The sequence below is a fragment of the Roseovarius aquimarinus genome, from assembly GCF_043661195.1.
GTDB lineage: Bacteria > Pseudomonadota > Alphaproteobacteria > Rhodobacterales > Rhodobacteraceae > Roseovarius > Roseovarius aquimarinus.
Genome location: NZ_JBIHMM010000001.1, coordinates 326,407 through 338,946, shown reverse-complemented (window position 1 = coordinate 338,946; position 12,540 = coordinate 326,407). Strand labels below are relative to the sequence as shown.

Below are 12,540 nucleotides of genomic sequence, written 5' to 3'. Positions count from 1 at the left end.
GGCGCCCCATCATGCGAGCCAAGAGCATTTCCAAATCCGCGATGTGGGTCCTGATGGGCCTTCTGATCCTCGGCCTCGGCGGCTTCGGCGTGACCAATCTCGGCGGCGGCATAACCCGCGTCGGCACGGTCGGCGACACCGCGATCGACATCAACGACTATTCGCGCGCCCTGCGGCAGGAAGTGAATGCCGCCGTCGCCGCGTCGGGCCAGCCGCTGCCCTTCTCGCAGGCGCAGGCCGAAGGGCTGCCGCAGCGCGTGCTCTCGCGTCTGGTCAGCACCGCCGCCTTCGAGGACGAGGCCGCGCGCATGGGCATTTCGGTGGGCGATGCGACGCTCGGACGGCAGATCATGGAGATCCCCGGATTTCAGGGCGTGGACGGCCAGTTCGACCGCGAAGGCTATCGCTTCGCGCTCGAGCGCGCGGGGCTGAGCGAGAGCGAATTCGAAGAGGACGTGCGCGCCGAGACGGCGAGCACGCTCATCCAGGGCGCCGTCATCTCGGGCGTCTCCGCCCCCGATGCCTATACGAACGCCATCCTCGACTACATCGCCGAGGAGCGTGCCGTCACCTTCGCATCCCTCGCGCGCAGCGATCTTTCCACCGGCCTGCCGGTGCCCACGGACGAGGATCTGCAAAGCTTCTACGAGGCGAACATCCCCCTCTTCACCACGCCCGAGACCTTCGCCATCACCTATGCGTGGCTCACGCCCGAGATGATCCTCGACGAGGTCGAGGTGGACGAGGCCGCGCTCCGCGAGGCCTATGACGCCCGCGAGGAGGAGTTCAACCAGCCCGAGCGCCGCCTTGTCGAGCGGCTCGTCTATCCCGATGCCGAGGCCGCCGAGGCCGCCCGTGCGCGCCTCAATGCGGGCGGGGCCGATTTCGACGCGCTGGTCGAGGAGCGCGGCCTGACCCTTCAGGACGTCGATCTGGGCGACGTGGACAAGTCCGAGATGGGCGCGGCGGGCGATGCGGTCTTCTCCGCCACGGCGGGCGATGTGGTCGGGCCGGTCGAGACCGATCTCGGCCCGGCGCTCATCCGCGTCAACGCCGTGCTCGAGGCGCAGGAGACCAGTTTCGAGGAGGCCGAGCCCGAGCTGCGCGACGCGCTCGCCATCGACCGCGCCGCGCGCGTGATCGAGGGCCAGGTCGAGAGCACCAACGATCTTCTGGCGGGCGGCGCGACGCTCGAAGAGCTGGGCGACGAGACGCAGATGGAGACGGGCACGATCGACTGGCGCCCCGGCATGAGCGAGGGCATCGCGGGCTACGCCAATTTCCGCAACGCCGCCGCCGAGGTCGAGGTCGGCGATTTCCCCGAAGTGATGGATCTCGGCAGCGGCGGTATCTTCGCGCTGCGCCTCGACGAGGTGAAGGAGCCCGAAGTGCAGCCCTTCGACGCCGTGCGCGAAGAGGTCGCGCAGGCCTGGTCGCGCGATGCGCTGATCGAGGCGCTGCGCGCGCAGGCCGAGGAGGCCGTCGAAAAGATCGAGGGCGGCGCCAGCTTCGAGGAGGCGGGCCTCACCCCGCGCGAGGCCGGCGGTATCACGCGGCAGGGCTTTCAGGGCAGCACCCCTCCCGGCACGATCCCTACCATCTTCGAGATGGAGACCGGCGACGTGACGACCGTCGCGGGCGATGCGCAGCTTTATGTCATCCGTCTCGACGATGTGTCCGTGCCCGAAGGCAATGGCGGCGAGATGGACGCGATCCGCGGCAGCCTCCAGGATTCGGCGGCGAACGACATCGCGCAGGATCTCTATCAGGCGCTGGCCGAGGATATCCGCACCCGCGCCGGCATCACGATCGACCAGCAGGCGATCGCCGCCGTCCACGCCAACTTCCAGTGAGCGAGCCGAGGCCCATGGAGCTGACCCCGTCATTCGAGGAATTCGCCAAGGGCTATGAGGCGGGCGCGAACCAGCTTGTCTATACGCGCCTTGCCGCCGATCTCGACACCCCCGTCTCGCTGATGATGAAGCTGGCGGGCGGCGCGCCCGACGCCTTCATGCTGGAATCGGTCACCGGCGGAGAGGTGCGCGGGCGCTATTCGATCATCGGCATGAAGCCCGATCTGGTCTGGCAGTGCCACGGCACAACGTCCCGCATCAACCGCGCTGCGCGTTTCGATCCCGAGGCATGGGAGATGCAGGATGGCGATCCGCTCGATACCCTGCGCGCGCTCATCGCCGAAAGCCGGATCGACCTGCCCGAGGATCTGCCCGCCGCGAGCGCGGGGCTTTTCGGGTATCTCGGCTACGACATGATCCGGCTGGTGGAGCATCTGCCGAACGTGAATCCCGACCCCCTTGGCCTGCCCGACGCGCTCATGCTGCGCCCCTCGGTCATCGCCGTTCTGGATGGGGTCAAGGGCGAGGTCATCGTCGTGGCCCCCGCATGGCACGAGACGGGCACCACGGCGCGCGCCGCGCATGCCCGCGCCGCCGAGCGGGTGATGGACGCCGTGCGCGATCTCGACCGCGCGCTGCCGCAGGGGCGCGGGCTGGGACAGGCCGCCGCGGATGGCGAGGCGACATCGAACTTCACCCGGGAGGGCTACAAGGCCGCCGTGGAGAAGGCCAAGGAATACATCAAGGCGGGCGACATCTTCCAGGTGGTGCCGAGCCAGCGCTGGACACAGCCCTTCGCGCAGCCGCCCTTCGCGCTCTATCGCAGCCTGCGCCGCACCAACCCCTCGCCCTTCATGTTCTATTTCAACTTCGGCGGCTTTCAGGTGATCGGGGCAAGCCCCGAGATCCTCGTACGCGTGATGGACGGCGAGGTCACGATCCGCCCCATCGCCGGCACCCGACCGCGCGGCGCGACACCCGAGCAGGACCGCGCGAACGAGGCCGATCTTCTGGCCGATGCCAAGGAGCGGGCCGAGCATCTCATGCTGCTCGATCTGGGCCGCAACGACACGGGCCGCGTCAGCAAGGTGGGCACCGTGCGCCCGACCGAGGAATTCGTGATCGAGCGCTATTCCCACGTCATGCACATCGTCTCGAACGTGGTGGGCGAGCTGGCCGAGGATCAGGACGCGCTGAGCGCGCTTCTCGCGGGCCTGCCCGCCGGGACGGTCTCGGGCGCGCCCAAGGTGCGCGCGATGGAGATCATCGACGAGCTCGAGCCGGAAAAGCGCGGCGTCTATGGCGGCGGCGTGGGCTATTTCAGCGCCGGGGGCGACATGGACATCTGCATCGCGCTCCGCACCGCCGTGGTCAAGGACGCGCAGCTTTACATTCAGGCCGGGGGCGGCGTCGTCTATGACAGCGATCCCGAGGCGGAATATATGGAAACCGTCCACAAATCGAACGCGATCCGCCGCGCCGCCGCCGACGCCGCGCGCTTCGGCGGCAGCGGCAACAGCTGATGCGGGCGGCGGCCTTGCCGCGCGCCGGGCGCCGATGAGCCGCCTGATCCTCTTCAACAAGCCCTTCGGCGTGCTCTCGCAATTCACGGACGAAGGCAGCGGCCATCCGACCTTGGCTGCCTATATCGACATGCCGGGCGTCTATCCCGCCGGGCGGCTCGACCGGGACAGCGAGGGGCTCTTGCTGCTGACCGATGACGGCAAGCTGCAGGCCCGCATCGCAGATCCGAAATTCAAGAAACCCAAGACATATCTCGCGCAGGTCGAAGGAGTGCCGGACGATGCAACGCTGAGCGCGCTCGCCCAAGGCGTCACGCTCAAGGACGGCCCGACGCGGCCCGCCACGGTGCGCCGGATCGAGGCGCCCGATCTCTGGCCGCGCGTGCCGCCCGTGCGCTTTCGCAAATCCGTGCCCGACACATGGATCGAGCTCACCATCACAGAAGGGCGCAACCGGCAGGTGCGCCGCATGACCGCGCATGTGGGCCACCCCACCTTGCGGCTGGTGCGCTGGCGCATCGGGGAATGGTCGCTCGACGGGCTCGCGCCCGGCGCATGGCGGCAGGTCTGAGCCCTACTCCCCGGACAGAAGCACCGCCGAGACGGGCGCGACGGCCACGCTGCTCGCGCGGTCCTGAAGCCCCCAAAGGAGAAGCGCGCTGATCGTGTCGGCGCGCAGCCGGCCCAGCATGATGACGCCCCCCTCCTCGCGCGCCGCCTTGAACGCGGCCTGATCGAGGAAACGGCGGATGACGGTCGGGTTCTGCCCGTTGGCGTCGAAATCGCGGAAGACGGTGCCGACGGGCACACCTTCGCGCGCGATAAGCTTGGGCGCGGTGCCAAGACCCTTGGCGAAGAGGACAAGGCCATGCCCCGACTCGAGCAGGATCGGCGCCAGTTGCTCGCTCGCATCGCGGCTGATCTGAAGGCCGCTGCCCGTTCCTTCGAGGATCGCGACGGCTTCGGGCAACGTGCTCATGACTGTCTGCATGACCGTCTCGGTATCGCGCGGATCGGCACCCTCGGGCAGATCCGCGATGGCCAGAACCTCGAAGCCCGCATTCCGGTACCGCGCCATGGCCTCGGCGGCGCCGGGCGCGGCGGCGTCGACCGCGAAGCTGAGCGGATAGGGAAAGGCGGCAAGCGCATCGAGACCGATGGGGCTGGTCCCGTCGTCAATGAGCACGATCGACAGGAGCGGCTTGCCCTCGGGGTTCTCGAAGGACGCGGCGTTGCGCGTGATGGCGCGGCTGTCCTCGGGCCCGGCCGTCTCGGCGCTCTCTTCCGCCGGCTCGGGCACGGGGGCCTCGCTGCCGACAGAAGGCAGACGCCCGGTTTCGACATTCGTCGCCAGATTGCCGATAGTGCCGGCGGGGGCCTCTTCCTCGGGCGCGGACGCGGCGGGCGCGTCTTCGGGCGCGAGCGCGTTTTCGGGGACCACGGCGGACGCCGTGTCCTCATCGCCCGCGCCACTTTCGGCCTCGGTCGCCTCGGCGAGGCCCGAGCCGGTTTCGACTTCGGGCAATTCGGGCTGGGCCGGGTCTTCGGAAATCGTGCTCTCGCCCTCGGCATCGAGATCGGCGGCGCCGTCGGGCAGGCTCGGGGTGATGCCGCTGCCCTCGGCGGGCACTTGCGGCGCGCTCAGATCGGCGTCGATCTCGGCCGGATCGGGCCGGGCGGCGGGCGCCGTGTCTCCGGCATCGACCGCGCTCAGATCGTCGGGGGCGACCGCGCCCACCTGCGGCGCATCGCCCTGAACCTGCGGCGCGCCATCGGGTTCGGGGATTGTGGCCGGGGCATCGACGCGCGCGCGGTTAAATTCCGAGCCTGCCGGCACCTCGACGCCCGCCGCCTCGGGGGCCTCTTGCGCGTGCGGCACGGGTCCGCCCGAGACCACCGACAAGACACCGAGCGCCGCGCCCGAGACCACCGCCCCGGTCAAGAGACCCGACAAAAATCCGCCCGCCATGCGCCTGACCCTCCTGCGATCGCCCTGCCTTTTCGCGGATGACGGCCGCGTTTCCCGCCGCTCGCGCCCCGCTCCCCCTTGACCCTCGGGGCCAAGCCTGAGCAAGTATACCGCGACCGGCCCCCCGGCCTCCACCCCAAATCAGGGGAGAGGCAAAGCGGATGGGGCAATTCCAACACGGACCCGCCAAGATGCTGCTTCTGATCGATAATTACGACAGCTTCACCTATAATCTCGTGCATTACGTGGGCGAGCTCGGGGCGAAGGTCGTCGTGCGCCGCAACGATGCGCTCGATGTCGAGGCGGCGTTGGCGATGAAGCCTTCGGGCATCCTTCTGTCGCCCGGTCCCTGCGACCCCGATCAGGCCGGCATCTGCCTGCCGCTCACGCTCGCCGCCGCGCGCGAGGGTATCCCGCTCCTCGGCGTCTGCCTCGGCCATCAGACCCTCGGACAGGCGTTCGGCGGGCGCGTCATCCGCCATTCCGAGATCGTGCATGGCAAGATGGGCCTCATGCATCACGAGGGCAAAGGCGTCTTCGCCGGCCTGCCCTCGCCCTTCGAGGCGACGCGCTATCACAGCCTCGTGGTCGAGCGCGCGAGCCTGCCCGACTGTCTCGAGATCACCGCGCATCTCGAGGACGGCACGATCATGGGTCTGCGTCACCGCGAGCTGCCCATCGAAGGCGTGCAGTTCCACCCCGAATCCATCGCCTCGCAGCATGGCCATGCCCTGCTCAAGAATTTCCTCGACACGCTCCCCGAGGCGCGGAAGGTCCCCGCATGAGCGACGCGCTCAAGCCCCTGATCGACGCCGCCGCCAACGGCCCGCTGAGCCGCGCTCAGGCCGAGGACGCCTTCGGCATCCTTTTCGACGGGGAGGCGACGCCCAGCCAGATCGGCGGCTTTCTCATGGCGCTGCGCACGCGCGGCGAGACGGTGGACGAATACGCCGCCGCCGCCGCCGTGATGCGCGCCAAATGCAACAAGGTGCGTGCGCCCGAAGGCGCGATGGACATCGTCGGCACCGGCGGCGACGGCAAGGGCACGCTCAACATCTCGACCGCGACGGCCTTCGTCGTGGCGGGCGCCGGCGTGCCGGTGGCCAAGCATGGGAACCGCAATCTCAGCTCGAAATCTGGCGCGGCGGATGCGCTGGCACAGATGGGCGTCAACGTGATGATCGGCCCGGAAGTGGTTGAAAAGGCGCTGGAAGACGCAGGCATCGCCTTCATGATGGCGCCCATGCACCACCCGGCGATGGCGCATGTCGGCCCGGTGCGGGCCGAGCTCGGAACGCGCACGATCTTCAACATCCTCGGCCCCCTGACCAACCCCGCCGGCGTCAAGCGGCAGCTCACCGGCGCCTATCGCCGCGATCTCATCCGGCCCATGGCCGAGACTCTGGGCCAGCTCGGCTCGGTACGCGCGTGGCTCGTTCATGGCAGCGACGGAACAGACGAGCTCGCCATCAGCGGGCCGAGCTGGGTCGCCGCGCTGAACGAGGATGGCGACATCGACGAATTCGAGACCCATCCCGAAGAGGCGGGCCTGCCGCTGCACCCGTTCGAGCACATCCTCGGCGGCACCCCCGAAGAGAACGGCGCGGCCTTCCGCGCGCTTCTTGACGGCGCGCCCGGCGCCTACCGCGATGCGGTCCTGTTCAATTCCGCCGCCGCGCTGCTGGTGGCGGGGCATGCCGCCGATCTGACCGAGGGCGCGGCGCAGGCCGCCGCCAGCATCGACAGCGGCGCAGCGCTCAAGTGCCTGACCGCGCTTGCCAAGATAACATCGGAGACGACATGAGCACGCCCACCATCCTCGAGAAGATCAAGAGCTACAAGCTGGACGAGATCGAAGCCGCCAAGGCCGAAACCCCGCTCGAGGAGATGGAGGATCGCGCGCGCGCCGCACCGGCTGTTCGGCCCTTCAAGGATGCGCTGCTCCAGGCCTCGATCAACGGCTACGGCCTCATCGCCGAGATCAAGAAGGCGAGCCCGTCCAAGGGCCTCATCCGCGAGGATTTCGACCCCGCCGCGCTCGCCGCCGCCTATGCCGAGGGCGGCGCCGCCTGCCTGTCGGTCCTCACCGATACGCCCAGCTTTCAGGGCGCGAAGGAGTTTCTGGTCGAGGCCCGCGCCGCCTGCGATCTGCCGGTGCTGCGCAAGGACTTCATGTACGATACCTATCAGGTCGCCGAGGCCCGCAGCCTCGGGGCCGATTGCATCCTCATCATCATGGCCAGCGTGACCGATGCCGAGGCCGCCGCGCTCGAGAAGGCGGCGACGGACTGGGGCATGGACGCGATCATCGAGGTGCACAATGCCGAAGAGCTGAAGCGCGCCGAGGCGCTCGCCTCTCCGCTCATCGGGATCAACAACCGCGATCTCAACACGTTCGAGACCAGTCTCGACACATCGCGCAAGCTGGCGCGCTACGTACCCGAGGATCGCATCATCATCTGCGAAAGCGGCCTCGAGACGCCCGAGGACCTGGCCGATATCGCCCGCTACGGCGCGCGCTGCTTCCTCATCGGCGAGACGCTGATGCGCGCCGAGGACGTGGCGAGCGCAACGCGGCGCATCCTCGCCAACCCGCTCACCGCCGGGGGGATGTGAATGAGCGGCCTCACCCATTTCGACGCCAAGGGCGACGCGCATATGGTGGACGTGTCGGACAAGCCCGTGACGGCGCGCGTGGCCTCGGCGGGCTGCTACATCAAGATGGCGCGCGAAACCCTTGATATCATTTCCGAAGGCCGCGCCAAGAAGGGCGACGTGATCGCCGTCGCGCGCCTGGCCGGGATCATGGGCGCCAAACGCACGCCCGATCTCATTCCGCTCTGCCATCCGCTCCCCATCTCGAAGGCGAGCGTCGATCTGACGCTCGATCCGGATCTTCCTGGGCTGCGCATCGAGGCGACCGTCAAGACGACGGGCCAGACCGGCGTGGAGATGGAGGCACTCACCGCCGCGAGCGTCGCGGCTCTTACCGTCTACGACATGGCCAAGGCGGTGGACCGCGCGATGGAGATCGGCGGGCTGCGCGTTTTGCTGAAGGATGGCGGAAAATCAGGCCGTTACGAGGCGACGTGAATGCACATCGCCCCGCCTGATCACCGCGCGCCGCTCCCATGATCCGCGTCGAGGAAGCCCTCGCGCATCTCTTCGAATTGAGCGCGCCTTGCGGCACCGAGACCGTGCCGCTTCGCGGCGCCGCCGGGCGCGTGCTCGCCCGCTCTGTGCGTGCTGGGCGCGATCAGCCCCCGTTCGCAGCATCGGCGATGGATGGCTATGCGCTGCGCGCCGAGGACGCCGTGCCGGGCGCCGCGCTGAACGTGGTCGGCGAGGCGGCGGCGGGCCACGCCTGGTCCGGGCGGATCGGCCCGGGCGAGGCGCTGCGTATCTTCACCGGCGCACCCCTGCCCGAAGGCGCGGACCGCGTCGTCATCCAGGAGGACGTGACGCGCTCGGGATCGCGCATCGTGCTCGGCGAGCGGCTCGACAGCGGCGCCCATGTGCGCCCAGCCGCCGCGGATTTCGCCGCAGGCGCCGTGATGGAAGCGCCGCGGCGCCTCCGCCCGCAGGACATCGCGCTGCTCGCGGCGATGAACGCGGCGCATGTCGAGGTGATGCGCAAGCCCAGCGTCGCGATCATCGCCACCGGCGACGAGCTCGTCATGCCCGGAGAGGCGCCCGCCCCCGACCAGATCATCGCATCGAACACCTTCGGCCTCGCCGCTCTGATCGAGGAGAACGGTGGCGACGCCCGGCTCCTGCCCATCGCGCGCGACAATGCGGCGTCGCTCGAAATGGCCTTCGCGCTGGCCGAGGGCGCGGATCTCATTCTGACCGTTGGCGGGGCGTCGGTGGGCGATCATGATCTCGTCGCCGCCGTGGCGGAAGAGCACGGGCTGAAGCGGCGGTTCTACAAGATCGCGATGCGTCCCGGAAAACCCTTGATGGCCGGGCGCATGAAGGGCGCGGCGATGGTTGGCCTTCCGGGAAATCCCGTCTCCGCAATGGTTTGTGGCCATATCTTCATCCTTCCGATGCTGCGCGCCATGCTGGGCCTCGGCCAGGCGCCCGCCCCACGGCAACAGGCGAGGCTCGGCGCGCCGCTACCCGCGAATGGGCCGCGCGAGCATTACATGCGCGCGCGCCTCGAGGACGGCGCGCTCATCCCGGCCGCGTCGCAGGACAGCGCGCTTCTCAGCGTCCTGGCCGAGGCCGAGGCGCTCCTGATCCGCCCCATCGACGCGCCTGCCGCCGCGCCGGGCGATATGGCCGAGTTTATCGCGCTTTGACGCAAAGTCATCCGCCGCTTGACACAAACCGGGAACATGCGTAGAACAAAGGCGGATAAATCGCCGGAGGGACGCGACCGATGCTGACGAAAAAGCAACTCGACTTGCTCGATTACATCAACAAGCGCGTGCAACGCGATGGTGTGCCCCCCAGTTTCGACGAGATGAAGGACGCGCTCGACCTGCGCTCCAAATCCGGTATCCACCGCCTCATCACCGCGCTTGAAGAGCGCGGGTTCATCCGCCGCCTCGCCCACCGGGCCCGCGCGCTGGAGATCGTCAAGCTGCCCGAGTCCCTCGGCGGCACCGCCTCGCACGGCTTCGCCGCGCGGGTCATCGATGGCGACAAGCCCGACACGCCGCCCCCCGCCAACGCGCAGCACATCACCATCGACGCGCGCGAGGTGCCGGTCATGGGCCGCATTGCCGCCGGCGTTCCAATCGAGGCGATCCAGCACGCATCGCACAATGTCGCCGTGCCGAGCGCGATGATCGCAGGCTCGGGAGAGCATTACGCACTCGAGGTTAAGGGCGACTCGATGATCGACGCCGGGATCAACGATGGCGACGTGGTGGTCATTCGCGAGACATCGACCGCCGATAACGGCGATATCGTCGTGGCGCTGGTCGAGGATCAGGAGGCGACGCTCAAGCGGTTTTTCCGGCGCGGCAACGCCATCGCGCTCGAGGCGGCCAATCCGGCCTACGAGACGCGCGTTCTGCCCGGCGACAAGGTGAAGGTGCAGGGCCGCCTCGTCGGCCTGATCCGCACCTACTGAGCGAGGGCCTCGGCGCTGCGCACTGTGCCGCGCCTCTCCCGCCTCTGGTTCCAGAGCCTCGCGCCCGCGACATCGCGGGCGCTGAGCGCGTCGAGGCTGGGTCCGCGAAGCGCGATCGCGCCGGTCGCACTCAACGCACGGGGGTCGAGAATGGTGCAGGAGCGCTCCGTGCTGTCTTCGGGAATGATCGTGTTCGTCACGATCCACCGCGCCGCGCCGCAGTCATTCACGACTCCGAGCGCCGCCTTGCCGCGAAGCGGCAGGATCGCCGGCCAGTCCTTGGGCGGATCGCGCGGCCAGCGCGCCGCCGCCTCTTCCTGCGTCGCCGCATCGCCGTCATTCTCGAGCCAGTTCAGCGCCGCGAACCCGTCGCCCTTGGCCGAGCTGAGCGCGCGGCCCTCGGGCGTCATGACGCCCACCAGCCCGCCCGTCTCGGAGATGAGCACCTCGGGCCGCGTGGTTCCCGACCAGATGACGAAGGACGCCGCGATGGGCAAAACGCCCAGAAATCTCGGCCAGCCCTGCGCCAGAACGAGCAAAAGCGCGCCGAGCGCCATCATCGGCAGCACCTTGCCATCGGGGCTCGCCACCATTCCGCGCGCGCCGCTGAGGTTCGAGGTCCAATGCGCGACGCCGAGGATCCAGTCGAGCCCCAGCCCCATGACCCAAAGCGCCACGTTCTCGAGGCCGAGCGGCATCAGGCAGACCGAGACCACCGCCGCCGGCATGACCAGCGCCCCCATGAGCGGGACCGACGCGAGGTTCGCGATCAGGCCGTAATGCGCGAACTGATTGAAATGCGCCGCCGCGATCGGCGCCGTCGCCAGCCCCGCGACACCTGACGAGACGACGACCGCCACCACGGGCCGAAACCATTTCGGCCCGCGCGGCACCGCCTCGTGCTGCATCCAGCCGAAGACGGCGATGAGTGCGGTCGTGGCGGCGAAACTCATCTGGAAGCCGGGGCTCATGAGCGCTTCGGGGCGCAGCACCAGCACGATCAGCGCGGCCAGCGCGACCGATCTCAGGCTGAGGGCGCGGCGCCCCAGCATGATGGCGACGAGTATGACGGCCACCATGATGAAGGCGCGCTCGGTCGCGATGCTGCCGCCCGACAGCCCGAGATAGAAGGCCGCGACGACAAGCGCGAGCGCCGCCGCGATGGGCTTGACCGGGGCGCGGAGCGCGAGGAACGGGACGAGCGCCAGCCCGTAGCGCAGCGCGCCGAAGACGAAGGCGGTCAGAAGGCCCATATGGAGACCGGAGATCGCGAGGAGATGCGCGAGGTTCGACACGCGAAGGGCGGTGAGCGTCTCCTGCCCCATCCCCGAGCGATCGCCCGACATGATCGCCGCCGCGAAGGCCCCCGTCTCGCCCGGCAGCGCGGCCTGCACCCGGGACGAGAGGGCCATTCGGACGCGGAACATCCACTGCCCGCCCTCGGGCGGCGCGAGCGCGACCATCGGCACGCGGGTATAGCCCACCGCGCCGAGGCCCTGAAACCACGCATGGCGCTGGAAATCGAAGCCGCCCGGCTCGACCGGGCCGGAGGGCGGCGAAAGATGGCCCGTCGCGCCCATGTAGAGGCCGGGACGCGGCTCGGCCCCCTGATGCGCGCCATGGAGCGAGAGGCGCACGCGGGTCGGGGTGCGGTGCGGCGGCACCTTGGCCAGCTTCACCCGGTCGAGCGTCACGCGCAGCGCGTCGGAGGCCGAGCGGTCGATCGCGACGACGCGCCCCTCGATCGGGCCGTAATAGCGCCAGCCGAGGATCGGCCCCGCCACCTGATGCGCCCGCGCGCCGGCGAGGATGCAGCCCGCCGCGATCAGCGCCGCCCCGATGGCGAGGGGCGACAGGGCCGGCCCGATGAGGCGCGCGAGGACGAGGAGAGCGCCGCAAGCCGCCGCGAGGGCGAGATACTCCGCCAAGGCCGGCTCGGAGCGCCATGAGAAATAGAGTCCGATCCCGATGGCGAGGCAGACCGGCGCCCAGCCGATGAGATGCCCCCGCTGGAGAAGCGAAAGCTGCGCGCAAGTCTGCCGGAGCGCCGCCACTTGTTTCCCTTCCCTCGGGTGGATAGACAGGCGCCGAGCCTAGCCCCGACATCGTTAC

General features: G+C 69.2%; 11 protein-coding genes. 9 read left to right on the top strand and 2 right to left on the bottom strand.

Features of this window, described 5'->3' with window-relative positions; translation table 11 throughout:
- Window positions 1-11: 11 nt before the first annotated feature.
- From ACGRVM_RS01645 to ACGRVM_RS01635, 3 genes are read left to right on the top strand one after another with little or no spacing between them, the layout of a single operon-like run.
- Complete coding sequence (locus ACGRVM_RS01645; RefSeq protein WP_377169346.1) at window positions 12-1,853, top strand: peptidyl-prolyl cis-trans isomerase; 1,842 nt, start codon at window positions 12-14, stop codon at window positions 1,851-1,853.
- A gap of 14 nt (window positions 1,854-1,867) precedes the next feature.
- Complete coding sequence (gene trpE, locus ACGRVM_RS01640; RefSeq protein WP_377169348.1) at window positions 1,868-3,376, top strand: anthranilate synthase component I; 1,509 nt, start codon at window positions 1,868-1,870, stop codon at window positions 3,374-3,376.
- A gap of 34 nt (window positions 3,377-3,410) precedes the next feature.
- Window positions 3,411-3,947 carry an rRNA large subunit pseudouridine synthase E gene (locus ACGRVM_RS01635; RefSeq protein WP_377169350.1) on the top strand — a complete coding sequence of 179 codons (537 nt, stop codon included), beginning with the start codon at window positions 3,411-3,413 and terminating at the stop codon, window positions 3,945-3,947.
- Window positions 3,948-3,950: 3 nt separating this feature from the next.
- Here the strand turns inward: ACGRVM_RS01635 and ACGRVM_RS01630 are convergent, their stop codons facing one another.
- Entirely contained in the window at window positions 3,951-5,345 is a 1,395-nt protein-coding gene (locus tag ACGRVM_RS01630; protein WP_377169352.1) for a divergent polysaccharide deacteylase family protein, read from the bottom strand.
- 191 nt (window positions 5,346-5,536) lie between these two features.
- Here ACGRVM_RS01630 and ACGRVM_RS01625 point away from each other — a divergent pair, with 191 nt between their 5' ends.
- From ACGRVM_RS01625 to lexA, 6 genes are all read left to right on the top strand, one after another.
- On the top strand, window positions 5,537-6,130 hold the full coding sequence (locus ACGRVM_RS01625) for an anthranilate synthase component II (RefSeq protein ID WP_377169354.1): 594 nt from the start codon (window positions 5,537-5,539) through the stop codon (window positions 6,128-6,130).
- Entirely contained in the window at window positions 6,127-7,149 is a 1,023-nt protein-coding gene (gene trpD / locus ACGRVM_RS01620; protein WP_377169356.1) for an anthranilate phosphoribosyltransferase, read from the top strand. The genes ACGRVM_RS01625 and trpD overlap by 4 nt, the downstream gene beginning before the upstream one ends.
- Window positions 7,146-7,961: an indole-3-glycerol phosphate synthase TrpC gene (gene trpC, locus ACGRVM_RS01615; RefSeq protein WP_377169358.1), complete on the top strand. Its 816-nt coding sequence runs from the start codon at window positions 7,146-7,148 to the stop codon at window positions 7,959-7,961. The genes trpD and trpC overlap by 4 nt, the downstream gene beginning before the upstream one ends.
- Window positions 7,962-8,438: a cyclic pyranopterin monophosphate synthase MoaC gene (gene moaC, locus ACGRVM_RS01610; RefSeq protein WP_377169360.1), complete on the top strand. Its 477-nt coding sequence runs from the start codon at window positions 7,962-7,964 to the stop codon at window positions 8,436-8,438. It begins immediately after the preceding gene.
- Between the two features lie 38 nt (window positions 8,439-8,476).
- Window positions 8,477-9,649, top strand: coding sequence for a molybdopterin molybdotransferase MoeA (locus tag ACGRVM_RS01605; protein ID WP_377169362.1), 1,173 nt, complete (start codon window positions 8,477-8,479; stop codon window positions 9,647-9,649).
- A gap of 80 nt (window positions 9,650-9,729) precedes the next feature.
- Window positions 9,730-10,428, top strand: coding sequence for a transcriptional repressor LexA (lexA, locus tag ACGRVM_RS01600; RefSeq protein ID WP_377169363.1), 699 nt, complete (start codon window positions 9,730-9,732; stop codon window positions 10,426-10,428).
- Here lexA and ACGRVM_RS01595 read toward each other — a convergent pair.
- Complete coding sequence (locus ACGRVM_RS01595) at window positions 10,422-12,482, bottom strand: ComEC/Rec2 family competence protein (protein ID WP_377169364.1); 2,061 nt, start codon at window positions 12,480-12,482, stop codon at window positions 10,422-10,424. The two genes, lexA and ACGRVM_RS01595, sit on opposite strands and share 7 nt — an antisense overlap.
- Between the last annotated feature and the right edge of the window lie 58 nt (window positions 12,483-12,540).